The organism is Escherichia sp. E2586, from assembly GCF_005781105.1.
Lineage (GTDB): Bacteria > Pseudomonadota > Gammaproteobacteria > Enterobacterales > Enterobacteriaceae > Escherichia.
This window is the reverse complement of the sequence record NZ_VATN01000002.1, coordinates 327,778-351,190: the sequence shown is the minus strand read 5'-3', so window position 1 is coordinate 351,190 and position 23,413 is coordinate 327,778. Positions and strand designations below refer to the sequence as shown.

At 52.6% G+C, this 23,413-nt stretch carries 21 protein-coding genes; 8 read left to right on the top strand and 13 right to left on the bottom strand.

Translation table 11 applies throughout. The features are described 5' to 3' along the window. Positions 1-26 precede the first annotated feature (26 nt). The 6 genes from lacY to FEK50_RS02855 all read right to left on the bottom strand — a co-directional run bounded on the left by lacY (position 27) and on the right by FEK50_RS02855 (position 8,345). The gene (gene lacY, locus FEK50_RS02880) at positions 27-1,280 is read right to left on the bottom strand and encodes a lactose permease (protein ID WP_130223311.1); all 1,254 of its coding nucleotides are present in this window, start codon (positions 1,278-1,280) and stop codon (positions 27-29) included. Between the two features lie 51 nt (positions 1,281-1,331). Beyond that, complete coding sequence (gene lacZ / locus FEK50_RS02875; protein ID WP_131160947.1) at positions 1,332-4,406, bottom strand: beta-galactosidase; 3,075 nt, start codon at positions 4,404-4,406, stop codon at positions 1,332-1,334. A 122-nt stretch (positions 4,407-4,528) separates the two neighbouring features. Further along, on the bottom strand, positions 4,529-5,611 hold the full coding sequence (gene lacI / locus FEK50_RS02870) for a DNA-binding transcriptional repressor LacI (RefSeq protein WP_130260339.1): 1,083 nt from the start codon (positions 5,609-5,611) through the stop codon (positions 4,529-4,531). 36 nt (positions 5,612-5,647) lie between these two features. Next, entirely contained in the window at positions 5,648-6,601 is a 954-nt protein-coding gene (locus FEK50_RS02865) for a GlxA family transcriptional regulator (protein ID WP_131160948.1), read from the bottom strand. Between the two features lie 19 nt (positions 6,602-6,620). Next, positions 6,621-7,397: an MBL fold metallo-hydrolase gene (locus tag FEK50_RS02860; protein ID WP_130206137.1), complete on the bottom strand. Its 777-nt coding sequence runs from the start codon at positions 7,395-7,397 to the stop codon at positions 6,621-6,623. A 114-nt stretch (positions 7,398-7,511) separates the two neighbouring features. Beyond that, positions 7,512-8,345 (bottom strand): DNA-binding transcriptional regulator, encoded by an 834-nt coding sequence (locus tag FEK50_RS02855; protein WP_240780236.1) that lies wholly within the window; start codon positions 8,343-8,345, stop codon positions 7,512-7,514. A 191-nt stretch (positions 8,346-8,536) separates the two neighbouring features. Here FEK50_RS02855 and FEK50_RS02850 point away from each other — a divergent pair, with 191 nt between their 5' ends. From FEK50_RS02850 to FEK50_RS02810, 8 genes are all read left to right on the top strand, one after another. Then, on the top strand, positions 8,537-10,201 hold the full coding sequence (locus FEK50_RS02850) for a bifunctional 3-(3-hydroxy-phenyl)propionate/3-hydroxycinnamic acid hydroxylase (RefSeq protein ID WP_131160950.1): 1,665 nt from the start codon (positions 8,537-8,539) through the stop codon (positions 10,199-10,201). Between the two features lies 1 nt (position 10,202). Then, on the top strand, positions 10,203-11,147 hold the full coding sequence (mhpB, locus tag FEK50_RS02845; protein WP_130206143.1) for a 2,3-dihydroxyphenylpropionate/2,3-dihydroxicinnamic acid 1,2-dioxygenase: 945 nt from the start codon (positions 10,203-10,205) through the stop codon (positions 11,145-11,147). 17 nt (positions 11,148-11,164) lie between these two features. Continuing rightward, a complete protein-coding gene (mhpC, locus tag FEK50_RS02840; protein ID WP_000121896.1) occupies positions 11,165-12,031 on the top strand; it encodes a 2-hydroxy-6-oxonona-2,4-dienedioate hydrolase in 867 nt (288 codons plus the stop codon). Positions 12,032-12,040: 9 nt separating this feature from the next. Continuing rightward, complete coding sequence (mhpD, locus tag FEK50_RS02835; protein ID WP_130206145.1) at positions 12,041-12,850, top strand: 2-keto-4-pentenoate hydratase; 810 nt, start codon at positions 12,041-12,043, stop codon at positions 12,848-12,850. Further along, positions 12,847-13,797: an acetaldehyde dehydrogenase gene (mhpF, locus tag FEK50_RS02830; protein ID WP_000044314.1), complete on the top strand. Its 951-nt coding sequence runs from the start codon at positions 12,847-12,849 to the stop codon at positions 13,795-13,797. The genes mhpD and mhpF overlap by 4 nt, the downstream gene beginning before the upstream one ends. Next, positions 13,794-14,807: a 4-hydroxy-2-oxovalerate aldolase gene (mhpE, locus tag FEK50_RS02825; protein WP_001013507.1), complete on the top strand. Its 1,014-nt coding sequence runs from the start codon at positions 13,794-13,796 to the stop codon at positions 14,805-14,807. Before mhpF ends, mhpE begins: the two co-directional genes overlap by 4 nt. 416 nt (positions 14,808-15,223) lie before the next feature. Then, on the top strand, positions 15,224-16,435 hold the full coding sequence (mhpT, locus tag FEK50_RS02815; protein WP_131160952.1) for a 3-(3-hydroxy-phenyl)propionate transporter MhpT: 1,212 nt from the start codon (positions 15,224-15,226) through the stop codon (positions 16,433-16,435). Positions 16,436-16,536: 101 nt separating this feature from the next. Beyond that, positions 16,537-17,076: a DUF2058 domain-containing protein gene (locus tag FEK50_RS02810; protein WP_131160953.1), complete on the top strand. Its 540-nt coding sequence runs from the start codon at positions 16,537-16,539 to the stop codon at positions 17,074-17,076. 227 nt (positions 17,077-17,303) lie between these two features. On the opposite strand, the gene fghA is transcribed toward FEK50_RS02810, so the two are convergent. The 7 genes from fghA to FEK50_RS02775 form a co-directional block, all read right to left on the bottom strand. Beyond that, positions 17,304-18,137 carry an S-formylglutathione hydrolase gene (gene fghA, locus FEK50_RS02805; protein WP_131160954.1) on the bottom strand — a complete coding sequence of 278 codons (834 nt, stop codon included), beginning with the start codon at positions 18,135-18,137 and terminating at the stop codon, positions 17,304-17,306. 92 nt (positions 18,138-18,229) lie between these two features. Beyond that, the gene (gene frmA / locus FEK50_RS02800) at positions 18,230-19,339 is read right to left on the bottom strand and encodes an S-(hydroxymethyl)glutathione dehydrogenase (protein WP_000842102.1); all 1,110 of its coding nucleotides are present in this window, start codon (positions 19,337-19,339) and stop codon (positions 18,230-18,232) included. 34 nt (positions 19,340-19,373) lie between these two features. After that, the gene (gene frmR, locus FEK50_RS02795; RefSeq protein ID WP_001141271.1) at positions 19,374-19,649 is read right to left on the bottom strand and encodes a formaldehyde-responsive transcriptional repressor FrmR; all 276 of its coding nucleotides are present in this window, start codon (positions 19,647-19,649) and stop codon (positions 19,374-19,376) included. Positions 19,650-19,837: 188 nt separating this feature from the next. Further along, complete coding sequence (locus FEK50_RS02790) at positions 19,838-20,620, bottom strand: YaiO family outer membrane beta-barrel protein (RefSeq protein ID WP_131160955.1); 783 nt, start codon at positions 20,618-20,620, stop codon at positions 19,838-19,840. A 1-nt stretch (position 20,621) separates the two neighbouring features. After that, on the bottom strand, positions 20,622-21,215 hold the full coding sequence (locus FEK50_RS02785) for an acetyltransferase (protein WP_240780241.1): 594 nt from the start codon (positions 21,213-21,215) through the stop codon (positions 20,622-20,624). Further along, positions 21,181-22,377, bottom strand: coding sequence for a glycosyltransferase family 2 protein (locus FEK50_RS02780; protein WP_131160956.1), 1,197 nt, complete (start codon positions 22,375-22,377; stop codon positions 21,181-21,183). Before FEK50_RS02780 ends, FEK50_RS02785 begins: the two co-directional genes overlap by 35 nt. 9 nt (positions 22,378-22,386) lie before the next feature. Next, positions 22,387-23,058 carry a PIG-L deacetylase family protein gene (locus tag FEK50_RS02775; RefSeq protein WP_130258522.1) on the bottom strand — a complete coding sequence of 224 codons (672 nt, stop codon included), beginning with the start codon at positions 23,056-23,058 and terminating at the stop codon, positions 22,387-22,389. Positions 23,059-23,413 lie beyond the last annotated feature (355 nt).

The window sequence follows — 23,413 nt, the reverse complement described above, 5'->3', positions numbered from 1 at the left end:
CTCGCGCCCCATCCGACATTAATTGCTTAAGCGACTTCATTCACCTGGCGACGCAGTAGAGAAAGCGGGCCGGGGCCGCTAAGTGTGAACACGGAAATCAAGGTGAAGCCCAGCGCCACCAGACCCAGCACCAGATAAGCACCCTGGAAACCGATGCTTTCATACATATTGCCCGCCAGTACAGACATAAAAATCATCGCCAGCTGCTTAAAGAAGCAGAAACAGACCAGATAAATCGTCGCTGAAAAACGCACTTCAAACTGGCTGGTAATATATTTAAAGCAGCCCACCAGCAGGAACGGTACTTCAAACATATGCAGCGTTTTCAGAATGACCACTTCCAGCGCTGAAGTGGCGAACGATGAGCCAATAATGCGTACAGACATAATAGTGCCAGCCAGCAGCAGGGCGTTTTTCCCACCGATGCGATTAATAATCAGCGGCGCAAAGAACATAATCGAGGCGTTAAGTAATTCGCCCATTGTCGTTACGTAGCCAAATACCCGCGTCCCCTGTTCACTGGAGGTAAAAAACGAAGTAAAGAAATTAGCAAACTGTTGGTCAAAAACATCGTAGGTACAGGAAACGCCAATAACATACAGCGACAAAAACCACAGTTTGGGCTGTCTGAACAATTCCAGTGCCAGCTTAAGGCTAAATGCAGAATGGTTGGCGCCTACGGCATTGGCAACCGTGGCGGAAGAAGGGGCATCCGTTCTGGCAAAAAAGAGCAAAACGGCGAGGATGAGCGCACAGCCAGAACCCAGCCAGAAAACAAACTGGTTATTGATGGTGAACATGATGCCGACAATCGAGGCACACAGCGCCCAGCCAACACAGCCAAACATCCGCGCGCGACCAAATTCGAAATTACTGCGACGGCTGACTTTCTCGATAAATGCCTCTACTGCTGGCGCACCGGCGTTAAAACAAAAGCCAAGATAAATACCACCAACAATCGACCCTACTAAAATGTTGTACTGTAACAGCGGGCCGAAGATAAAAATAAAGAACGGCGCAAACATCACTAACATGCCGGTAATAATCCATAGCAGGTATTTGCGCAGCCCGAGTTTGTCAGAAAGCAGACCAAACAGTGGTTGAAATAACAGGGAGAACAGAGAAATAGCGGCAAAAATTATTCCGGTATCACTTTTGCTGATATGGTTGATGTCATGTAGCCAAATCGGGAAAAACGGGAAATAGGCACCCATGATAAAAAAGTAAAAGAAAAAGAATAAGCCGAACATCCAAAAGTTTGTGTTTTTTAAATAGAACATAATGGATTTCCTTACGCTAAATACGGGCAGACATAGCCTGCCCGGTTATTATTATTTTTGGCACCAGATCAACTGGTAATGATAGCGACCTGCGCTCAGTTGAAATTCTGCCGACACTGACGGGCTCCAGGAGTCGTCGCCACCAATCCCCATATGGAAACCGTCGATATTCAGCCAGGTGCCTTCTTCCGCGTGCAGCAGATGGCGATGACTGGTTGCCATCAGTTGTTGTTGGCTGTAGCGGCTGATATTGAACTGGAAGTCGCCGCGCCACTGGTGTGGGCCATAATTCAATTCGCACGTCCCGCAGCGCAGACCGTTTTCGCTCGGGAAAACGTACGGGGTATACATGTCTGACAATGGCAGATCCCAGCGGTCAAAACAGGCTGCAGTAAGGCGGTCGGGATAGTTTTCTTGCGGCCCTAATCCGAGCCAGTTTACCCGCTCTGCTACCTGCGCCAGCTGGCAGGTCAGGCCAATCCGCGCCGGATGCGGCGTATCGCTCGCCACTTCAACATCCACACTGATGACCATCTCACCGTGTCCATCAATCCGGTAAGTTTTCCGGCTGATAAATAAGGTTTTCCCCTGATGCTGCCACGCGTGGGCGGTCGTAATCAGCACCGCGTCGGCAAGTGTATCTGCCGAGCACTGCAACAACGCCGCTTCGGCCTGGTAATGGCCCGCCGCCTTCCAGCGTTCGACCCAGGCGTTCGGATCAATACGCGTTGCTTCACTTACGCCAATGTCGTTATCCAGCGGTGCACGGGTGAACTGATCGCGCAGCGGCGTCAGCAGTTGTTTTTCATCGCCAATCCACATCTGTGAAAGAAAGCCTGACTGGCGGTTAAATTGCCAACGCTTGTTACCCAGCTCGATGCAAAAATCCGTTTCGCTGGTGGTCAGTTGCGGGATGGCGTGGGACGCGTAGGGGAGTGTCACGCTGAGGTTTTCCGCCAGCCGCCATTGTTGCCAGGCGCTGATGTGTCCGGCTTCTGACCATGCGGTCGCGTTCGGTTGCACTACGCGTACTGTGAGCCAGAGTTGCCCGGCGCTCTCCGGCTGCGGTAGTTCAGGCAGTTCAATCAACTGTTTACCTTGTGGGGCGACATCCAGAGGCACTTCACCGCTTGCCAGCGGCTTGCCATCGAGCGCCGCCGACCAGTGCAGGATCTCGTTATCGCTATGACGGAACAGGTATTCGCTGGTCACTTCGATGGTCCGCCCGGATAAACGGAACTGGAAAAACTGCTGTTGGTGTTTTGCTTCCGTCAGCGTCGGATGCGGCGTGCGGTCGGCAAAGACCAGACCGTTCATGCAGAACTGGCGATCGTTTGGCGTATCGCCAAAATCACCGCCGTAAGCCGACCACGGGTTTCCGTTTTCATCATATTTAATCAGCGACTGATCCACCCAGTCCCAGACAAAGCCGCCCTGTAAACGGGGGTACTGACGAAACGCCTGCCAGTATTTAGCGAAGCCGCCAAGACTGTTACCCATCGCGTGGGCATATTCGCAAAGGATCAGCGGGCGCGTCTCTCCAGGCAGCGAAAGCCATTTTTTGATGGACCATTTCGGCACAGCCGGGAAGGGCTGGTCTTCATCCACGCGCGCGTACATCGGGCAAATAATATCGGTGGCCGTGGTGTCGGCTCCGCCGCCTTCATACTGTACCGGGCGGGAAGGATCGACAGATTTGATCCAGCGATACAGCGCGTCGTGATTAGCGCCGTGGCCTGATTCATTCCCCAGCGACCAGATGATTACGCTCGGGTGATTACGATCGCGCTGCACCATCCGCGTTACGCGTTCGCTCATCGCAGGTAACCAGCGCGGATCATCCGTCAGTCGATTCATCGGCACCATGCCGTGGGTTTCAATATTGGCTTCATCCACCACATACAGGCCATAGCGGTCGCACAGCGTGTACCACAGCGGATGGTTCGGATAATGCGAACAGCGCACGGCGTTAAAGTTGTTCTGCTTCATCAGCTGGATATCCTGCACCATCGTCTGCTCATCCATGACCTGACCATGCAGAGGATGATGCTCGTGACGGTTAACGCCGCGAATCAGCAACGGCTTGCCGTTCAGCAGCAGCAGGCCATTTTCAATCCGCACCTCGCGGAAACCGACATCGCAGGCTTCTGCTTCAATCAGCGTGCCGTCGGCGGTGTGCAGTTCAACCACCGCACGATAGAGATTCGGGAGTTCGGCGCTCCACAGCGCCGGGTTTTCGACGTTCAGACGTAGCGTGACGCGATCGCTATAACCACCACGTTCATCGATAATTTCGCCGCCGAAAGGTGCGGTGCCGCTGGCGACCTGCGTTTCACCCTGCCATAAAGAAACTGTTATCCGCAGCTCATCGCGCAGTTCGCCGTACATCTGAACTTCAGCCTCCAGTACAGCGCGGCTGAAATCATCATTAAAGCGAGTGGCAACATGGAAATCGCTGATTTGTGTGGTCGGTTTGTGCAGCAACGAGACGTCACGGAAAATGCCGCTCATTCGCCACATATCCTGATCTTCCAGATAGCTACCGTCACTCCAGCGCAGCACCATCACCGCGAGGCGGTTTTCTCCGGCGCGTAAAAATTCGCTCAGGTCAAATTCAGACGGCAAACGACTGTCCTGGCCGTAACCGACCCAGCGCCCGTTGCACCACAGATGAAACGCCGAGTTAACGCCATCAAAAATAATTCGCGTCTGGCCTTCCTGTAGCCAGCTTTCATCAACATTAAATGTGAGCGAGTAACAGCCTGTCGGATTTTCTGCAGGAACAAATGGCGGATTGACCGCAATGGGATAGGTCACGTTGGTGTAGATGGGCGCGTCGTAACCGTGCATCTGCCAGTTTGAGGGGACGACGACAGTATCGGCGTCAGGAAGATCGCTCTCGAGCCAGCTTTCCGGCACCGCTTCTGGTGCCGGAAACCAGGCAAATTGCCACTCACCATTCAGGCTGCGCAACTGTCGGGAAGGGCGATCGGCGCGGGCTTCTTCGCTATTACGCCAGCTGGCGAAAGGGGGATGCGCCGCAAGGCGATTAAGTTGGGTAACGCCAGGGTTTTCCCAGTCACGACGTTGTAATACGACGGCCAGTGAATCCGTAATCATGGTCATAGCTGTATCCTGTGTGAAATTGTTATCCGCTCACAATTTCACACAACATACGAGCCTGACGCATAGAGTGTAAAGCCTGGGGGGCCTAATGAGTGAGCTGACTCACATTAATTGCGTTGCGCTCACTGTCCGCTTTCCAGACGGGAAATTTGCCTTGCCAGCTGCATTAATGAATCGGCCAACGCGCGGGGAGAGGCGGTTTGCGTATTGGGTGGCAGGGTGGTTTTTCTTTTCACCAGTGAGACGGGCAGTAGCTGATTTCCCTTCACCGCCTGCCCCTGAGAGAGTTGCAGCAAGCGGTCTACGCTGGTTTTCCCCAGCAGACGAAAATCCTGTTTGATGGTGGTTAACGGCGGGATATAACACGAGCTGTCTTCGGTATCGTCGTATCCCACTACCGAGATATCCGCGCCGACGCGCAGCCCGAACTCGGTAATGGCGCGCATTGCGCCCAACGCCATCTGATCGTTGGCAACCAGCATCGCGGTGGGAATAACGCCCTCATTCAGCATCTGCATGGTTTGTTGAAAACCGGACATGGCGCTCCAGTCGCCTTCCAGTTCCGCTATTGGCTGAATTTGATGGTGTTTGAGATATTTGTGCCAGCCCGCCAGACGCAGACGCGCGGAGACAGAACTTAATGGGCCTGCTAACAGCGCGATTTGCTGGTGACCTAATGCGACCAGATGATCCACGCCAAGCCGCGTACCGTCTACATGGGAAAAAATAATACTGTTGATGGGGGCCTGGTCAGAGACATCAAGGAATAACGCTGGCACGTTACCACAGGCGGCTTCCACCGCAATGGCATCTTGTTCATCCAGCGGATAGTTGATGATCAGACCGCTAACGCGTTGCGCGAGAAGATTGTGTACCGCCGCTTTACAGGCATCGACGCCGCTTCGTTCTACCATCGACACCACCACGCTGGCACCCAGTTGGTCGGCGCGAGATTTTATCGCCGCGACAATTTGTGACGGCGCGTGCAGGGCCAGACTGGAGGTGGCAACGCCAATCAGCAACGACTGTTTGCCCGCCAGTTGTTGTGCCACGCGGTTGGGAATGTAATTCAGCTCCGCCATTGCCGCTTCCACTTTTTCCCGCGTTTTCGCAGAAACGTGGCTGGCCTGATTTACCACGCGGGAAACGGTCTGATAAGAGACACCGGCATACTCTGCGACATCGTATAGCGTTACTGGTTTCACATTCACCACCCTGAATTCACTTTCTTCCGGGCGCTATCATGCCATACCACGGAAGGTTTTTCGCCATTCGGCGGGGCTGACGCCGAAGTGAGATTTAAAATGCTGACGCCAGGTCACAGGTGAGAGAAAACCCACCTCAGCCGCTATCCTCTCAACGGGCAACTGACTGGTTTCCAACAGTTCCTGGCTACGGCGTAAGCGTTCAGTGATGAGCCATTCGGCGATACTCGAACCGGTCGCTTTCATAAAATGACGGGTTAGCGTGCGGCGACTCATCATTACTCGCTGCGCCAGCGAGTCGAGATCATGCTGTTGCGCAATGTTTTGCCGCAGGTAATCCAGCAGGAGGTTAATGCGTTCATCATGGGTATTTTTCGGCACCGGTTGCTCTATAAACTGCGCCTGACCGCCGGTGCGATATGGCGGTACGACCATCCGTCGGGCAATATGGTTATCATAGTCGCTGCCAAAATGTTGCCGAACAATATACAAACAGCAATCCAGCGCCGCGGCAGTACCGGCAGAGGTAATAATACCGTCATCGTCTACATACAACGCGTTAATATCCAGATATGTTTGTGGAAAACGTGCCTGAAATTCACGCTCGAACTCCCAGTGCGTGGCAGCACGCTTATTGTTCAGTAAACCTGCATAGCCGAGCACAAACGTGCCCAGGCAAAGCCCGACAATCTGTGCGCCGTTATCCCGTGCGGTCGTTAAGGCTTTCAGCAGCTTTTGTGGCGGTTTTTGTGTAATTGTTCCCCAGTAAGGAATTATCACAATATCCGCCTGGATGACTGCGGTATAGTCATGGGTGGCAGTTACGGAAAACCCATCGGCAGAGTCCACGTTTCCCAGATTTTCAGCGCAGATAATTACGTGAAAGCGTTTTTTCTCCGCCATTTTTTCGCTAAACACGATAAACGGTACGGAAAGGTGAAAAGGGCTAAAACCGGCAACGGCGATAATGGCAACAGTTAGCGGGCGCATAACACTCTTTATCTCCGAATTAGAATGTCAACGTTTCACCATCTTCTGGTACGTTCACAAATTCGATAATTTGATTATCTCTGGCGTATTCCTTGAGCGCATCACGCGTCAGCAAACAGTGGTTTACGGCCTCCATATGTGTCGCGACAATTTGCGCTTCTGGCAGGGTAAAATGTGCTTTGAGAATATCTTCTGCTCCCATAATTATCGCGCCATGCCCCAGAACATGCGCAAATCCGGCATTCAACACAACCACTTCTGGTTGGAAAGTTAGCATTGTAGCCTCGACGTCGTCACGCCAGAGGGTATCGCCAGCCAGATAGAGCGTTTTCTCTGTCGGGTGCTGGAAAACAACGCCGCAGGCTGCGCCTAAACGCTTCGCCATAGCCGGGTCGGCATAGGTGCGATCGGAGCCGTGTTGCCCTGTCGTTTTATGCAGAGTTATATCACCAAATTTAGTCTCGTCGGTAAGTACGGTAAGATGCGTAAATCCTTGTTTATGCAGTGATTCAGCATCTTGCTCATTTTGCACATAAATCAGTTTATCTTTGGGGACGACGCGGGAGGCTGTTTCGTCCCAGTGATCTTCATGCAAATGAGTCACGATTAGGGCGTCAACGTTGAGTAACGTTGTTAAATCGCACGGTAATTCTACCGTTGGATTGCGGATTTCTGCGCGTGCAGTTCCGGCAAAACCCGGATAACTTCCTTTAGGCGCGAGTAACGGGTCGATAAGAAATGTTTTGCCAGCGTATTGGATAATTTGGGTGGCATTACGAATTTGAGTAATTTTCATGATTTGCTCCACATCACAGTATTGATGTCATTAGCGTAGCGTGCAGCCCGTACTGTGCATGTGGGCAAATGGGCGAATAACGATGAGAATGGGCCAAATTACACATTGACGTCGCTAGCGCAAATGCACGCCACTTCGCCGTCCGGCCACCAGAATAGCCTGCGATTCCACCCTTTCTTCAATCTGTTTTGCTACCCGTTGCAGCGCCGGAAGATGTTTTTCTGCCGCCTGTTCAATGGTCATCGCACTGGCCATATACACCAGATTCAAACAGCCAATCACCCGTTGTTCACTGCGCAGCGGCACGGCAATGGAGGCGATCTTCTCCTCCTGATCCCAGCCGCGGTAGTTCTGTCCGTAACCTTCTTTGCGTGCACGCGCCAGAATGGCTTCCAGCTTTAACGGTTCCCGTGCCAGTTGATAGTCATCACCGGGGCGGGCGGCTAACATTTCGATTAATGCCTGGCGTTCTTGTTCCGGGCAAAAGGCCAGCCAGGTCAGGCCCGAGGCGGTTTTCAGGAGCGGTAAACGCCGCCCGACCATTGCCCGGTGAAAGGATAATCGACTGAAACGGTGAGTGGTTTCGCGTACCACCATTGCATCAACATCCAGCGTGGAAACATCTGTCGGCCACACCACTTCGCGCAATAGATCGCCCAGCAGCGGGGCCGCCAGCGCAGAAATCCACTGTTCGTCACGAAACCCTTCGCTTAATTGCCGCACTTTGATGGTCAGACGAAAACTGTCATCGGAGGTACTGCGCCGGACATATCCCTCTTCCAGTAACGTCTCCAGCAGTCGCCGCACAGTGGTGCGATGCAGACCGCTGAGTTCCGCCAGCAGCCCGACGCTGGCACCGCCGTCAAGTTTATTTAACATATTTAATAACATTAGACCGCGGGTTAATCCGCGCACGGTTTTGTATTCCGTCTGCTCATCGTTCTGCATATTAATTGACATTTCTATAGTTAAAACAACGTTGTGCACCTGGTGCACATTCGGGCATGTTTTGATTGTAGCCGAAAACCCCCTTCCTATACTGAGCGAACAATAAAAAATAATTTACATGTTTTTAACAAAATGCCGTTGCGCTGTACTGTGCGCGCAACGGCATTTTGTCCGAGTCGTGAGGTACTGAAATGGCAATACAACACCCTGACATCCAGCCTGCTGTTAACCATAACGTTCAGGTGGCGATCGCTGGTGCCGGTCCGGTCGGGCTGATGATGGCGAACTATCTCGGCCAGATGGGCATTGACGTGCTGGTGGTGGAGAAACTCGATAAGTTGATCGACTACCCGCGTGCGATTGGTATTGATGACGAGGCGCTGCGCACCATGCAGTCGGTTGGCCTGGTCGATAATGTTCTGCCGCACACTACGCCGTGGCATGCGATGCGTTTTCTCACCCCAAAAGGCCGCTGTTTTGCTGATATTCAGCCAATGACCGATGAATTTGGCTGGCCGCGCCGTAACGCCTTTATTCAGCCGCAGGTCGATGCGGTGATGCTGGAAGGGTTGTCGCGTTTTCCGAATGTGCGCTGCTTGTTTTCCCGCGAGCTGGAGGCCTTCAGCCAGCAAGATGACGAAGTGACCTTGCACCTGAAAACGGCAGAAGGGCAGCGGGAAACGGTCAAAGCCCAATGGCTGGTGGCCTGTGATGGTGGGGCAAGTTTTGTCCGTCGCACCCTGAATGTGCCGTTTGAAGGTAAAACCGCGCCAAATCAGTGGATTGTGGTAGATATCGCCAACGATCCGTTAAGTACGCCGCATATCTACCTGTGTTGCGATCCAGTGCGCCCGTATGTTTCTGCCGCGCTGCCTCATGCGGTTCGTCGCTTTGAATTTATGGTGATGCCGGGAGAAACCGAGGAACAGCTGCGTGAGCCGCAAAATATGCGCAAGCTGTTAAGCAAAGTGCTGCCTAATCCGGACAATGTTGAATTGATTCGCCAGCGTGTCTACACCCACAACGCGCGACTGGCGCAACGTTTTCGTATTGATCGCGTACTGCTGGCGGGCGATGCCGCGCACATCATGCCGGTGTGGCAGGGGCAGGGCTATAACAGCGGTATGCGCGACGCCTTTAACCTCGCCTGGAAGCTGGCGTTGGTTATCCAGGGGAAAGCCCGCGATGCGCTACTCGATACCTATCAACAAGAACGTCGCGATCACGCCAAAGCGATGATTGACCTGTCCGTGACCGCGGGCAACGTGCTGGCTCCGCCGAAATGCTGGCAGGGTACGTTACGTGACGGCGTTTCCTGGCTACTGAATTATCTGCCGCCAGTAAAACGCTACTTCCTCGAAATGCGCTTCAAGCCGATGCCGCAATATTACGGCGGTGCGCTGGTGCGTGAGGGCGAAGCGAAGCACTCTCCGGTCGGCAAGATGTTTATTCAGCCGAAAGTCACGCTGGAAAACGGCGACGTGACGCTGCTCGATAACGCGATCGGCGCGAACTTCGCGGTAATTGGCTGGGGATGCAATCCACTGTGGGGAATGAGCAACGAGCAAATCCAGCAGTGGAGTGCGTTGGGCACACGCTTCATTCAGGTGGTGCCGGAAGTGCAAATTCATACCGCACAGGATAATCACGACGGCGTGCTACGCGTGGGCGATACGCAAGGTCGCCTGCGTAGCTGGTTTGCGCAACATAATGCTTCGCTGGTGGTGATGCGCCCGGATCGCTTTGTTGCCGCCACCGCCATTCCGCAAACTCTGGGCAATACGCTGAATAAACTGGCGTCGGTGATGACGCTGACCCGCCCTGATGCCGACGTTTCTGTCGAAAAGGTAGCCTGATATGCACGCTTATCTTCACTGTCTTTCCCATTCGCCGCTGGTGGGGTATGTCGACCCGGCGCAAGAGGTGCTCGATGAGGTCAATGGTGTGATTGCCAGCGCCCGCGAGCGTATTGCGGCTTTCTCCCCTGAACTGGTGGTGCTGTTTGCGCCAGATCACTACAACGGTTTTTTCTATGACGTGATGCCGCCGTTCTGTTTAGGCGTTGGGGCGACGGCAATTGGTGATTTCGGCAGTGCGGCAGGAGAGCTGCCCGTGCCTGTGGAGCTGGCGGAGTCCTGTGCGCATGCCGTCATGAAGAGCGGGATCGATCTTGCCGTTTCTTACTGTATGCAGGTGGATCACGGTTTTGCCCAGCCGCTGGAGTTCCTGCTTGGCGGGCTGGATAAAGTGCCAGTTCTACCTGTGTTCATCAACGGTGTCGCCACGCCGTTGCCCGGTTTCCAGCGTACCCGCATGTTGGGTGAAGCCATTGGACGTTTCACCAGCACTCTCAATAAACGCGTGCTGTTCCTTGGGTCCGGTGGGCTTTCCCATCAGCCGCCGGTGCCCGAACTGGCGAAAGCCGATGCCCATATGCGCGATCGTCTGTTGGGTAGCGGGAAAGATTTACCCGCCAGTGAGCGTGAATTGCGTCAGCAACGGGTGATCAGCGCCGCTGAGAAGTTTGTTGAGGATCAGAGAACTCTGCATCCGCTCAACCCGATTTGGGATAACCAGTTCATGACTTTGCTGGAGCAGGGACGCATACAGGAACTGGATGCCGTCAGTAACGAAGAGCTTTCCGCCATTGCCGGAAAGTCGACACATGAAATCAAAACCTGGGTCGCCGCTTTTGCCGCTATTTCTGCGTTTGGCAACTGGCGTAGCGAAGGGCGTTATTACCGCCCAATCCCGGAGTGGATTGCCGGATTTGGCTCGTTAAGCGCCAGAACAGAGAACTGAATATGCAGGAGAAGATGATGAGTTATCAGCCACAAACCGAAGCCGCCACCAGCCGTTTTCTGAATGTAGAAGAAGCGGGTAAAACGCTGCGCATCCATTTTAATGACTGTGGACAAGGCGACGAAACCGTTGTCCTGCTGCACGGTTCCGGCCCGGGGGCTACGGGCTGGGCGAACTTCAGCCGCAATATCGATCCGCTGGTAGAGGCGGGCTATCGAGTGATCCTGTTGGATTGTCCGGGCTGGGGTAAGAGCGATTCGATCGTTAATAGTGGTTCGCGATCGGATCTTAATGCACGAATCCTGAAAAGCGTGGTGGATCAACTGGATATCGCCAAAATCCACCTGCTGGGCAACTCGATGGGCGGCCACAGTTCTGTGGCGTTCACCCTTAACTGGCCGGAGCGTGTCGGCAAACTGGTGCTGATGGGCGGCGGTACGGGCGGCATGAGTTTGTTTACGCCGATGCCAACCGAAGGTATTAAGCGACTGAATCAGCTTTATCGTCAGCCGACTATCGAAAACCTGAAGCTGATGATGGATATCTTCGTTTTTGATACCAGCGATTTGACCGACGCCCTGTTTGAAGCGCGCCTGAATAATATGCTGTCGCGCCGCGATCACCTGGAAAACTTCGTTAAGAGCCTGGAAGCTAATCCGAAACAGTTCCCGGATTTTGGCCCACGTCTGGCGGAAATCAAAGCGCAAACCCTGATTGTCTGGGGGCGCAACGACCGTTTTGTGCCGATGGATGCGGGGCTGCGTCTACTGTCCGGCATTGCCGGTTCTGAACTGCATATCTTCCGCGACTGTGGTCACTGGGCGCAGTGGGAACATGCCGACGCTTTCAATCAACTGGTGCTGAATTTCCTCGCACGTGCTTAAGGAATGGTCATGACGAAGCATACTCTTGAGCAACTGGCGGCGGATTTACGCCGCGCCGCAGAGCAGGGCGAAGCGATTGCGCCGCTGCGCGATCTGATTGGTATTGAAAACGCGAAAGCCGCCTACGCCATTCAGCGCATCAATGTGCAACATGACGTCGCTCAGGGACGGCGAGTGGTGGGGCGCAAAGTGGGACTGACGCATCCGAAAGTGCAACAACAACTGGGCGTTGATCAACCGGATTTTGGGACGTTATTTGCCGACATGTGTTATGGCGATAATGAAACCATTCCTTTTTCCCGCGTCTTGCAACCCCGCATTGAAGCGGAGATCGCACTGGTTTTGAACCGCGATTTGCCCGCGACCGATACCACGTTTAACGAACTGTATAACGCCATTGAATGGGTACTTCCGGCGCTGGAAGTGGTGGGTAGCCGCATTCGCGACTGGTCGATTCAGTTTGTCGATACCGTCGCAGATAACGCCTCCTGCGGGGTGTATGTCATCGGCGGTCCGGCGCAACGTCCGGCGGGGTTAGACCTGAAAAACTGCGCCATGAAGATGACGCGTAATAACGAAGAGGTTTCCAGCGGGCGCGGCAGCGAATGCCTGGGACATCCGCTTAACGCCGCCGTCTGGCTGGCACGCAAAATGGCCAGCCTGGGTCAACCGCTGCGCGCCGGAGATATCATTCTTACCGGGGCATTAGGTCCGATGGTGGCGGTGAATGCGGGCGATCGTTTTGAAGCCCATATTGAAGGCATAGGTTCAGTTGCTGCGACATTTTCAAGCGCAGCCCCAAAAGGAAGTCTGTCATGAGTAAGCGTAAAGTCGCCATTATCGGTTCTGGCAACATTGGCACCGATCTGATGATTAAAATTTTGCGTCACGGTCAGCATCTGGAGATGGCGGTGATGGTCGGCATTGATCCTCAGTCCGACGGTCTGGCGCGTGCCAGACGTATGGGTGTCGCCACTACCCATGAAGGGGTGATCGGACTGATGAACATGCCTGAATTTGCTGATATCGACATTGTATTTGATGCGACCAGCGCGGGCGCGCATGTGAAAAACGATGCCGCTTTGCGCGAAGCGAAACCGGATATTCGCTTAATTGACCTGACGCCTGCTGCCATCGGCCCTTACTGCGTGCCGGTGGTTAACCTCGAGGCGAACGTCGATCAACTGAACGTCAACATGGTCACCTGCGGCGGCCAGGCCACCATTCCAATGGTGGCGGCGGTTTCACGCGTGGCGCGTGTTCATTACGCCGAAATTATCGCTTCTATCGCCAGTAAATCTGCCGGACCTGGCACGCGTGCCAATATCGATGAATTTACGGAAACCACTTCGCGCGCCATTGAAGTGGTGGGCGGCGCGGCAAAAGGGAAGGCGATTATCGTGCTTAACCCAGCAGAGCCACCGTTGATGATGCGTGACACGGTGTATGTATTGAGCGACGAAGCTTCACAAGATGATATCGAAGCCTCAATCAATGAAATGGCTGAGGCGGTGCAGGCTTACGTACCGGGATATCGCCTGAAACAGCGCGTGCAGTTTGAAGTTATCCCGCAGGATAAACCGGTTAATTTGCCGGGCGTGGGGCAGTTCTCCGGGCTGAAAACGGCGGTCTGGCTGGAAGTCGAAGGCGCAGCGCATTATCTGCCTGCCTATGCGGGCAACCTCGACATTATGACTTCCAGTGCGCTGGCGACAGCGGAAAAAATGGCCCAGTCACTGGCGCGCAAGGCAGGAGAAGCGGCATGAACGGTAAAAAACTTTATATCTCGGACGTCACGTTGCGTGACGGTATGCACGCCATTCGTCATCAGTATTCGCTGGAAAATGTCCGCCAGATTGCCAAAGCACTGGATGATGCTCGCGTGGATTCGATTGAAGTGGCCCACGGCGACGGTTTGCAGGGTTCCAGCTTTAACTATGGTTTCGGCGCACATAGCGACCTTGAATGGATTGAAGCGGCGGCGGATGTGGTGAAGCACGCCAAAATCGCGACGTTGTTGCTGCCAGGAATCGGCACTATTCACGATCTGAAAAATGCCTGGCAGGCTGGCGCGCGGGTGGTTCGTGTGGCAACGCACTGTACCGAAGCTGATGTTTCCGCCCAGCATATTCAGTATGCCCGCGAGCTCGGAATGGACACCGTTGGTTTTCTGATGATGAGCCATATGACCACGCCGGAAAATCTCGCGAAGCAGGCAAAGCTGATGGAAGGCTACGGTGCGACCTGTATTTATGTGGTGGATTCTGGCGGTGCGATGAACATGAGCGATATCCGCGACCGTTTCCGCGCCCTGAAAGCAGTGCTGAAACCAGAAACGCAAACCGGCATGCATGCTCACCATAACCTGAGTCTTGGCGTGGCGAACTCTATCGCGGCGGTGGAAGAGGGCTGTGACCGAATCGATGCCAGTCTCGCGGGAATGGGGGCGGGCGCAGGTAACGCGCCGCTGGAAGTGTTTATTGCCGCCGCGGATAAACTGGGCTGGCAGCATGGGACCGATCTCTATGCGTTAATGGATGCCGCTGATGACCTGGTGCGTCCGTTGCAGGATCGTCCGGTACGAGTCGATCGCGAAACGCTGGCGCTGGGATACGCTGGTGTTTACTCCAGCTTCCTGCGTCACTGTGAAACGGCGGCGGCGCGTTATGGCTTAAGCGCGGTGGATATTCTCGTTGAGCTGGGCAAACGCCGGATGGTTGGCGGCCAGGAGGATATGATCGTCGACGTGGCGCTGGATCTGCGCAACAACAAATAATGATGACTGCCGAGAACGTGCATTTTGTATGCCCATCCCAGGCATGATAAGACGCGCCAGCGTCGCATCAGGCGTCTGCGCACGCCTGCCGGATGCGGCGTAAACGCCTTATCCGGCCTACGGATGGCGTGGGAATTTGTAGGCCTGATAAGACGCGTCAGCGTCGCATCAGGCATCTGCGCACGACTGCCGGATGCGGCGTAAACGCCTTATCCGGCCTACGGATGGCGCGGGAATTTGTAGGCCTGATAAGACGCGTCAGCTTCGCATCAGGCATCTGCGCACGCCTGCCGGATACGGCGTAAATGCCTTATCCGGCTTACATTTCGCCCGCAGGCCGTCATTAAATGGTTCTGATTACGCGGCTGGCAATGTATCAGCCGCGATTCACCTGTACTCACAACGAGGTTCATCTTATGTCAACTCGTCTCCCTTCATCATCTTCATCCCGCCTGATGCTGACCATCGGGCTTTGTTTTTTGGTCGCTCTGATGGAAGGACTGGATCTTCAGGCGGCTGGCATTGCGGCGGGTGGCATCGCCCAGGCTTTCGCACTCGATAAAATGCAAATGGGTTGGATATTCAGCGCCGGAATACTCGGTTTGCTACCCGGCGCGTTGGTTGGCGGAATGCTGGCGGACCGTTATGGTCGCAAGCGCATTTTGATTGGCTCAGTTGCGCTGTTTGGTTTGTTCTCACTGGCAACGGCGATTGCCTGGGATTTCCCCTCACTGGTCTTTGCACGGCTGATGACCGGTGTCGGGCTGGGGGCAGCGTTGCCGAATCTTATCGCCCTGACGTCTGAAGCCGCGGGTCCACGTTTTCGTGGGACGGCAGTGAGCCTGATGTATTGCGGTGTTCCCATTGGTGCGGCGCTGGCGGCGACGCTGGGTTTCGCGGGGGCAAACTTAGCCTGGCAAACGGTGTTTTGGGTAGGTGGTGTGGTGCCGTTGATTCTGGTGCCGCTATTAATGCGCTGGCTGCCGGAGTCGGCGGTTTTCGCTGGCGAAAAACAGGCTGCGCCACCACGGCGTGCGTTATTTGCGCCAGAAACGGCCACCGCGACGCTGCTGCTGTGGTTGTGTTATTTCTTCACTCTGCTAGTGGTCTACATGTTGATCAACTGGCTGCCGCTGCTTTTGGTGGAGCAAGGATTCCAGCCATCGCAGGCGGCAGGGGTGATGTTTGCACTGCAAATGGGTGCGGCGAGCGGGACGTTAATGTTGGGCGCATTGATGGATAAGCTGCGCCCAGTAACCATGTCGCTACTGATTTATAGCGGCATGTTAGCTTCGCTGCTGGCGCTGGGAACGGTGTCGTCATTTAACGGTATGTTGCTGGCGGGATTTGTCGCGGGGTTGTTTGCGACAGGTGGGCAAAGCGTTTTGTATGCCCTGGCACCGTTGTTTTACAGTTCGCAGATCCGCGCAACAGGTGTGGGAACAGCCGTGGCGGTTGGGCGTCTGGGGGCTATGAGCGGCCCATTGCTGGCCGGGAAAATGCTGGCATTAGGCACTGGCACGGTTGGGGTAATGGCCGCTTCTGCGCCGGGTATTCTTGTTGCAGGGGTGGCGGTGTTTATTTTGATGAGCCGGAGATCACGAATGCAGCCGTGCGCCGATGCCTGACGCGCCTTATTAAGCAGGGGCGAAAGGGACTTGCCCTCAATACACCTACGGCGTTTACAGGTATACTCGCTAAAAATTATTCAGCGGGTTTGGAAACAAAGATGGCAAAACTTACCTTACAAGAGCAGTTGCTCAAAGCAGGATTAGTCACCAGCAAAAAAGCGGCGAAGGTCGAGAGAACGGCGAAAAAATCGCGCGTTCAGGCGCGTGAAGCTCGGGCGGCGGTAGAAGAAAATAAAAAGGCACAGCTTGAGCGTGATAAACAGCTTAGCGAGCAACAAAAACAAGCGGCGTTGGCGAAAGAATATAAAGCCCAGGTGAAGCAGCTTATTGAAATGAACCGAATCACCATTGCCAATGGCGATATTGGTTTTAACTTTACCGATGGTAATCTGATTAAGAAGATTTTTGTTGATAAGCTCACGCAAACGCAGTTGATTAATGGTCGTCTGGCGATTGCCCGCTTGTTGGCCGATAACAATAGCGAAGGTGAATACGCCATTATTCCCGCCAGCGTTGCCGATAAAATTGCTCAGCGCGATGCCAGCAGTATTGTGTTGCATAGTGCACTCAGCGCCGAAGAGCAGAATGAAGATGATCCGTATGCCGACTTCAAAGTGCCTGATGATTTGATGTGGTAAATATAGATAAGCCGTGCGCAGATGCCTGATGCGACGCTTTTCGCGTCTTATCAGGCCTACGGTTTATGGGCGAAATGTAGGCCGGATAAGGCGTTTACGCCGCATCCGGCAGTCGTGCGCAGATGCCTGATGCGACGCTTTGCGCGTCTTATCAGGCCTACGGTTTATGGGCGAAATGTAGGCCGGATAAGGCGTTTGCGCCGCATCCGGCAGGCGTGCGCAGATGCTCAACGCATATTCAATTTATTGGCGTGGTACGCAATATGCTCGCCAATAAAACTGGAGACAAAATAATAGCTGTGGTCGTAACCTTCGTGATACCGGATTACCGCCTTGATATTCATCTCCTGACAGACCTTTTCAAGATTTTGAGTCCGCAGCTGTTCCACGTAAAAATCATCACTCAATCCCTGATCAACCATTATTTCTGCAACGCGTTGACCTTGTGAAATAAGGCTCACCGGATCGTAATCCAACCAGGTTTCTTTATTTTCACCAAGATACGCGGCAAAGGCTTGCTGGCCCCACGGTACTTGCGAAGGGGAAACAATGGGCGAAAACGCCGAGACGCTGACATACTCATCTGGGTTACGCAGCGCCAGTACCAGCGCGCCCAGCCCGCCCATAGAATGACCTGAGATAGACTTTCTGGCCGTTGCCGGAAAATGTTGCATCACTAAATCCGGCAGCTCGCTGCGGATATAGTCATACATTTTGTAATGCTCTTTCCACGGCGCTTGCGTCGCGTTCAGGTAAAAACCAGCACCTTGCCCGAGATCGTAACGGTCGGCATCTGCGACATGACTGCCTCGCGGACTGGTGTCCGGCACAACAACAATAATGTTGTGTTCAGCCGCGTAACGCTGCATTCCCGATTTGGTAATGAAATTCTGCTCGTTGCAGGTCAGGCCCGAAAGCCAGTAAAGCACCGGCAATTTTTCACTCGCAGCTTTTGGTGGGAGATAGACGCCGACATTCATTTCACAATTCAGTGACTGGGAATAATGCCGATACACATTTTGCCAGCCGCCAAAGCTGGCATGTTTTTCAATGAGTTCCATCAGCCATTATCTCATGGTTAATTCCCCGGACGGCTGCCCGGGGACGGTATTAAGAACCTCGTCTAAACTGGACGGGGTAAACCTGCGGGAAATCAGTAACGAATTACGGTTCGAATGGATTTGCCTTCATGCATCAGATCAAAGGCGTCATTAATTTCATCCAGGCTCATGGTATGCGTCACAAACGGTTCCAGGTCGATATCACCTTTCATTGCATCTTCAACCATCCCCGGTAACTGGGAGCGACCTTTCACGCCGCCAAACGCGGAACCTTTCCATACGCGACCGGTGACCAACTGGAATGGACGGGTGGAGATTTCCTGACCAGAACCTGCTACCCCGATGATCACCGACTGACCCCAGCCGCGGTGCGCACTTTCTAGCGCCGCACGCATCACATTGACGTTACCGATGCACTCAAAGGTATGGTCGATACCCCATTTGTTGATATCCAGCAGGACATCTTTAATCGGTTTGTCGTAGTCATTCGGGTTAATGCAGTCGGTGGCACCGAAGCGACGCGCCAGATCGAATTTCTTCGGGTTAGTGTCGATAGCGATAATCCGTCCCGCCTTCGCCTGACGTGCGCCCTGAACCACTGCCAGACCAATCGCGCCAAGACCAAACACGGCAACAGAATCACCTGGCTGGACTTTAGCGGTGTTATGCACTGCGCCAATGCCAGTGGTTACGCCACAACCCAGCAGGCAGACGTGTTCATGGTTTGCTTCTGGATTAATTTTGGCCAGAGACACTTCCGCGACCACGGTGTATTCACTGAATGTAGAACAGCCCATGTAGTGATAAAGCGGCTGCCCGTTGTAAGAAAAACGGGTGGTGCCGTCTGGCATCAGGCCTTTGCCCTGGGTTTCGCGAACCGCGACACAGAGGTTGGTTTTGCCGGAACGACAGAACTCACACTCGCCGCACTCTGCGGTATAAAGCGGGATCACATGATCGCCAGGTTTGACGCTGGTTACGCCTTCACCGACTTCAACCACAACGCCAGCCCCTTCGTGACCAAGAACGACCGGGAATACACCTTCCGGGTCATCGCCGGAGAGGGTAAATGCGTCGGTATGGCAAACGCCGGTATGGGTAACTTTGATCAGCACTTCACCTTTTTTCGGTGGTGCAACGTCAATTTCAACGATTTCCAGCGGTTTACCGGGAGCAAATGCAACGGCAGCACGTGATTTCATCTTTCGCTCTTCCTCAATATGGTAATAGATTCAGCTATTTAAGATAGGCTCGAACCAGTTCAATAGTGTCGTCAACGGATTGGCTGACTTCACGGCTGTAGCAGTCATTTCGGTCAAACGTTTCCCGGATATGGCTTTCAAGCACTTCTGCCATCAGCCCGTTAGCCGCGCCCCGAACGGCGGCTATCTGTTGGAGTATGGCACGGCATTCGGCATCACCCTCCAGCGACCGTTCCAGAGCATCAATCTGCCCCCGAATACGACGAACTCGAGTAAGGACCTTTTTCTTCTCTTCCGGAGTACTGGGCATTTCGCACCTCATCATCTGCACGCAATATACTATAGGGGGGTATTCTATGTGTCAATGCATACCCCCCTATAGTATATAACACTGGAGAATAAAATTTATCCGGTGAATGTGGGCGGAAAACGAAAAGGAAAGTGTTTGGGCGCTAATCGGCAGGGAAGGCCGCCCTGGATAGCGGGCGGCAGAAGGAATCAAAATTTCCAGGTCAGATGGGCTGCGAGTTGCAAGCCGTCATAATCATCGGTTGGGGTGTCGTACCACACTTTACCTGCCGTCAGCCCCAAATTAAGTTGCTCTGTTAAAGGCTGAATACGCTGTAAACTGACGCTCTTCATACTGCCGTGTCGTGTCTCTGGCGACCAGTCATAAGTGTAAGCTCCGGTCCCGCGAGTTAGCCAAAGCTGGGTATAACCACCGCCGCGCGTATCGTTCAGGCGCAGGGAAATCATATTGCTGTAACTGCCGCCCGCATCGCTTGAGTCATAATGGGTATAGCGATAGCTGGTGATCACCGGGCCGGTATAAAGCGAAACGCCACCTTGCCAGGCATTAACGTCAACGTCATCGTAATATTTGGTGTAGCGATAACCGGTCGTGAACACCGTTTTTGGCAGCAGGGCCAGGTTAATATCCTGACGAAAATCCTGGCGGGCAAAGACCGGCGTATTATCTGCAAATGCAATACCCGTTCGGGTCGTCAGCCAGTTATTCCATTTATACCAGACAGCACCCTGGCCGCGTGTGGCATTGAAACTTTCAGTCTCGTAATCTCGACGTCCCTGGGAAAGATTGAAAAGCAGTGTTGCGTTTTCAACTTTTGCGACCAGTTCGGCATACGCTAAATTACGGTTACCATGATCGCCAGAATAATCGGTAAAATCGTAGCCTGCGGTAATAGCGGTAATAGATGTTAACCCGGCATAAGCGGGCAATGCGCTAAAGACTGCTGCCGCTAATAACGTCCGTTTTATCATTTTAATCTCCTGTACGGATAAGTTCTTGCCGGAGTGAGTAATTTCCGGTAGGTAAATTACGTTCTACAATAACGCGTGGACCAAGCTGTGTATTCGGAGAAATAATTCGCCCCGGTAAAATAATAACCTGCACACCAAGTCGTGAACGCCGACCAATATAACAACCTAATTTATCGCATCCGGTAGCGATAGTACCTTCCGCGGTGCGAACCGATACTGGCTGTTCATCCAGACGATGATTACTGGTACGCACCAGCGCGCCTAAATATGCTCCGCTTGCTACCACCGAGTCGGCAATAAAACATTGCGGACCAATCGTTGCTTCCTCTTCAATAACCGCATTTTTTATTTCTGTGGCAAAACCAATTTTTACACCATTGCTGATTACCGTGTTGGGGCGAATAAAAGTATAATTGCCAATCAGGCAATTTGCGCCAATCACTACCGGTCCTTGAATCACTGCACCGTGGCAAATACGGGTATTGGTGCCAATAATAACTTCACCGGCACTCTCATCAATAATTACCTGGTCTGCAATCTGAATATTTTTCTCTTTAACATTAAGCTTCAGATAGCTTTTCAGTTCCTGCGACAGAAGAGTTAGAATAAGCGGTTGGCGCTTCCACCAGTGCGGAATAACGGGTGGGTTTGTCGCGCTGAGGTTCGCGTCCAGTAAAAAAGGCAATAAGTCCATAAATAATCCAGATGGCATAAGCTAATAATACATACACAACGGAAAAAGGCGCTAAAGGCACCAATAACCAGCAACGATGAAACCAGGCGCTAAAAGCACCAATAACACAAACTACGCCGACCCAGATAAGCGGAAACATTGCCAATATTACGCCATGTGGCCCGGTGGCGATGAATTCATTAAACCAGGTAGTGAGATAAATCCCAACGCCATAAAGCACAACCAGCAGCATGGGGAAAATACTGAATATGCCAAAGCGGCTAAATAAAAGTTTTTTATGTAGGCGCATACATACCGCGTAGCCCACAATCCAGCGCCGCCAGCGTCGCCATTCATCAAGCGGACTATTGCATTCCTGCGGATAAACGATGCAGCGATTCGCTTGACGAACACGGTAGCCATTAGCCACCAACGTCCAGGTAAGGTCGAGGTCTTCGACTTTGGTACGATCAGAGAAACCAAATTTACGCAGCACATCGGTGCGAAACATCCCGCAGGCTCCGCTGACAATAAACGGCGCACCGCCCAATAGTTGTTGTAGCGTGCGCTTCATAACAATCATTGGCAACTTCACCGTCGCGCGGATGTGCGGCAACAGGCCAGCGCCTTTTAACGCGGTGGAGGGAATGCCGCCTACGGCGTCAGCGCCGCGCTCAATTTCCGCCAACATATAGCCCATGCCGTTTTTATCGGGCGGGACGTAAGTATCGGCATCGCTTAAAAAAACCAGGTCGCAGGTGGCGTAGTTGAGGCCATTCATTAGCGCACCGCCTTTACCGGTATTTTTTTGCGTGACGGCAACAAAGCGGTCGCCCCATTTACGTTTTACTTCTGCCATGACTGCTTCGGTATTATCAGTGGAGCCGTCGTTAACGCAAATTACCCGGCAAAAATAAGGGTTGCGTAGCAGATTTTCCAGCGACTGTGCCAGACAAGGGCCTTCGTTATAGGCAGGAATAATTGCGTCAATACAGCCTTTTTTTTGGCTGGGCTTACGCCTTAACGTACTCAGGAACCATAGTAATATTGCTACGGCCATACATATAAAGATCCAGGTTTTCATGCAATCTGCTCAAAGAATCATTTTATGAATAACAAAGCCTTCACCCAGGTCGCTATTGACCTGTTGTCCGCGAAATTGTGCGACAGCACGCAAACGTTCTGGGCGCATATAATCACGCAGACTCTGACTTTTATGTTTTTGTAACGCGTTTAGTTTTATAGAAAAATATTTCTCTTCCACGGATTCAAAAACCTGGGGCATAAATGAAAGCCAGGTACTTGGCGTTTCGTAGCCGAGAATTTGAGGAATTGCCCGACAGGCCACCATTGACGCCTGATAAACGGCCAGATGATCCTGATGGCGGTCGGCATCATGCATGGTATAGACACGAATGATTTCAACATCAGACGGAATTTGAGACTTAATGATATTTTCCAGGGCGGTAATCATATCATTGAGATGTAAATGAGCACGGGTATCAGCAAAATTAAGATGAATAGTCTGCTGGCATCCTAATATCTTTAGGGCTTCGCGTGACTCTGCGTGGCGATCGATTATTCCATCTGTGCCAGAATTGCCGGTAGTCATAACTACGGCAGCAATATAAATCCCTTTTTGCGCAAGACGAGCGAGCGATGCGCCGCAGCCTAATTCTATATCGTCAGGGTGTGCGCCAATAGCAAGAATACCTTTCTTTTTATTTTTTGAAGAAAGGAGAGCAGAATTTAAAACCTTATCCACTTAATGACACTCCATTTTTAATTATTATACTACAAGCGCAGCGATACGCGCAGAGACGTAATCTCTGGCGCAAACAGACGTTAAAATTTATACGTAGTGAAAGTTGCTAATAACTTAGTGCCAGGATGCTATGAGGGCCTGAAAATCGACAGGGTAAAGTTTTTTTTACGTAGTTCATATGTTAGTTTTTTGTGTGTTTGCTATGTATAGTTATTTTCTTTTGCGCATTGTATTTAGATGTGAATTAGTTTGTCAATTAATTGCATTTAAAAAATATGTTCAATGAACGGATATTGTTTATATACATGTTGTGAATGTAATATGCGGTGGGTGAAAAACAATACAGTAGTATATT

Coding starts and splice junctions, on each gene's coding strand:
- lacY (WP_130223311.1), bottom strand. CDS start 1,280: ATGTTCTATTTAAAAAACACAAACTTTTGGATGTTCGGCTTATTCTTT.
- lacZ (WP_131160947.1), bottom strand. CDS start 4,406: ATGACCATGATTACGGATTCACTGGCCGTCGTATTACAACGTCGTGAC.
- FEK50_RS02865 (WP_131160948.1), bottom strand. CDS start 6,601: ATGCGCCCGCTAACTGTTGCCATTATCGCCGTTGCCGGTTTTAGCCCT.
- FEK50_RS02860 (WP_130206137.1), bottom strand. CDS start 7,397: ATGAAAATTACTCAAATTCGTAATGCCACCCAAATTATCCAATACGCT.
- FEK50_RS02855 (WP_240780236.1), bottom strand. CDS start 8,345: ATGCAGAACGATGAGCAGACGGAATACAAAACCGTGCGCGGATTAACC.
- FEK50_RS02850 (WP_131160950.1), top strand. CDS start 8,537: ATGGCAATACAACACCCTGACATCCAGCCTGCTGTTAACCATAACGTT.
- mhpB (WP_130206143.1), top strand. CDS start 10,203: ATGCACGCTTATCTTCACTGTCTTTCCCATTCGCCGCTGGTGGGGTAT.
- mhpC (WP_000121896.1), top strand. CDS start 11,165: ATGAGTTATCAGCCACAAACCGAAGCCGCCACCAGCCGTTTTCTGAAT.
- mhpD (WP_130206145.1), top strand. CDS start 12,041: ATGACGAAGCATACTCTTGAGCAACTGGCGGCGGATTTACGCCGCGCC.
- mhpF (WP_000044314.1), top strand. CDS start 12,847: ATGAGTAAGCGTAAAGTCGCCATTATCGGTTCTGGCAACATTGGCACC.
- mhpE (WP_001013507.1), top strand. CDS start 13,794: ATGAACGGTAAAAAACTTTATATCTCGGACGTCACGTTGCGTGACGGT.
- mhpT (WP_131160952.1), top strand. CDS start 15,224: ATGTCAACTCGTCTCCCTTCATCATCTTCATCCCGCCTGATGCTGACC.
- FEK50_RS02810 (WP_131160953.1), top strand. CDS start 16,537: ATGGCAAAACTTACCTTACAAGAGCAGTTGCTCAAAGCAGGATTAGTC.
- fghA (WP_131160954.1), bottom strand. CDS start 18,137: ATGGAACTCATTGAAAAACATGCCAGCTTTGGCGGCTGGCAAAATGTG.
- frmA (WP_000842102.1), bottom strand. CDS start 19,339: ATGAAATCACGTGCTGCCGTTGCATTTGCTCCCGGTAAACCGCTGGAA.
- frmR (WP_001141271.1), bottom strand. CDS start 19,649: ATGCCCAGTACTCCGGAAGAGAAGAAAAAGGTCCTTACTCGAGTTCGT.
- FEK50_RS02790 (WP_131160955.1), bottom strand. CDS start 20,620: ATGATAAAACGGACGTTATTAGCGGCAGCAGTCTTTAGCGCATTGCCC.
- FEK50_RS02780 (WP_131160956.1), bottom strand. CDS start 22,377: ATGAAAACCTGGATCTTTATATGTATGGCCGTAGCAATATTACTATGG.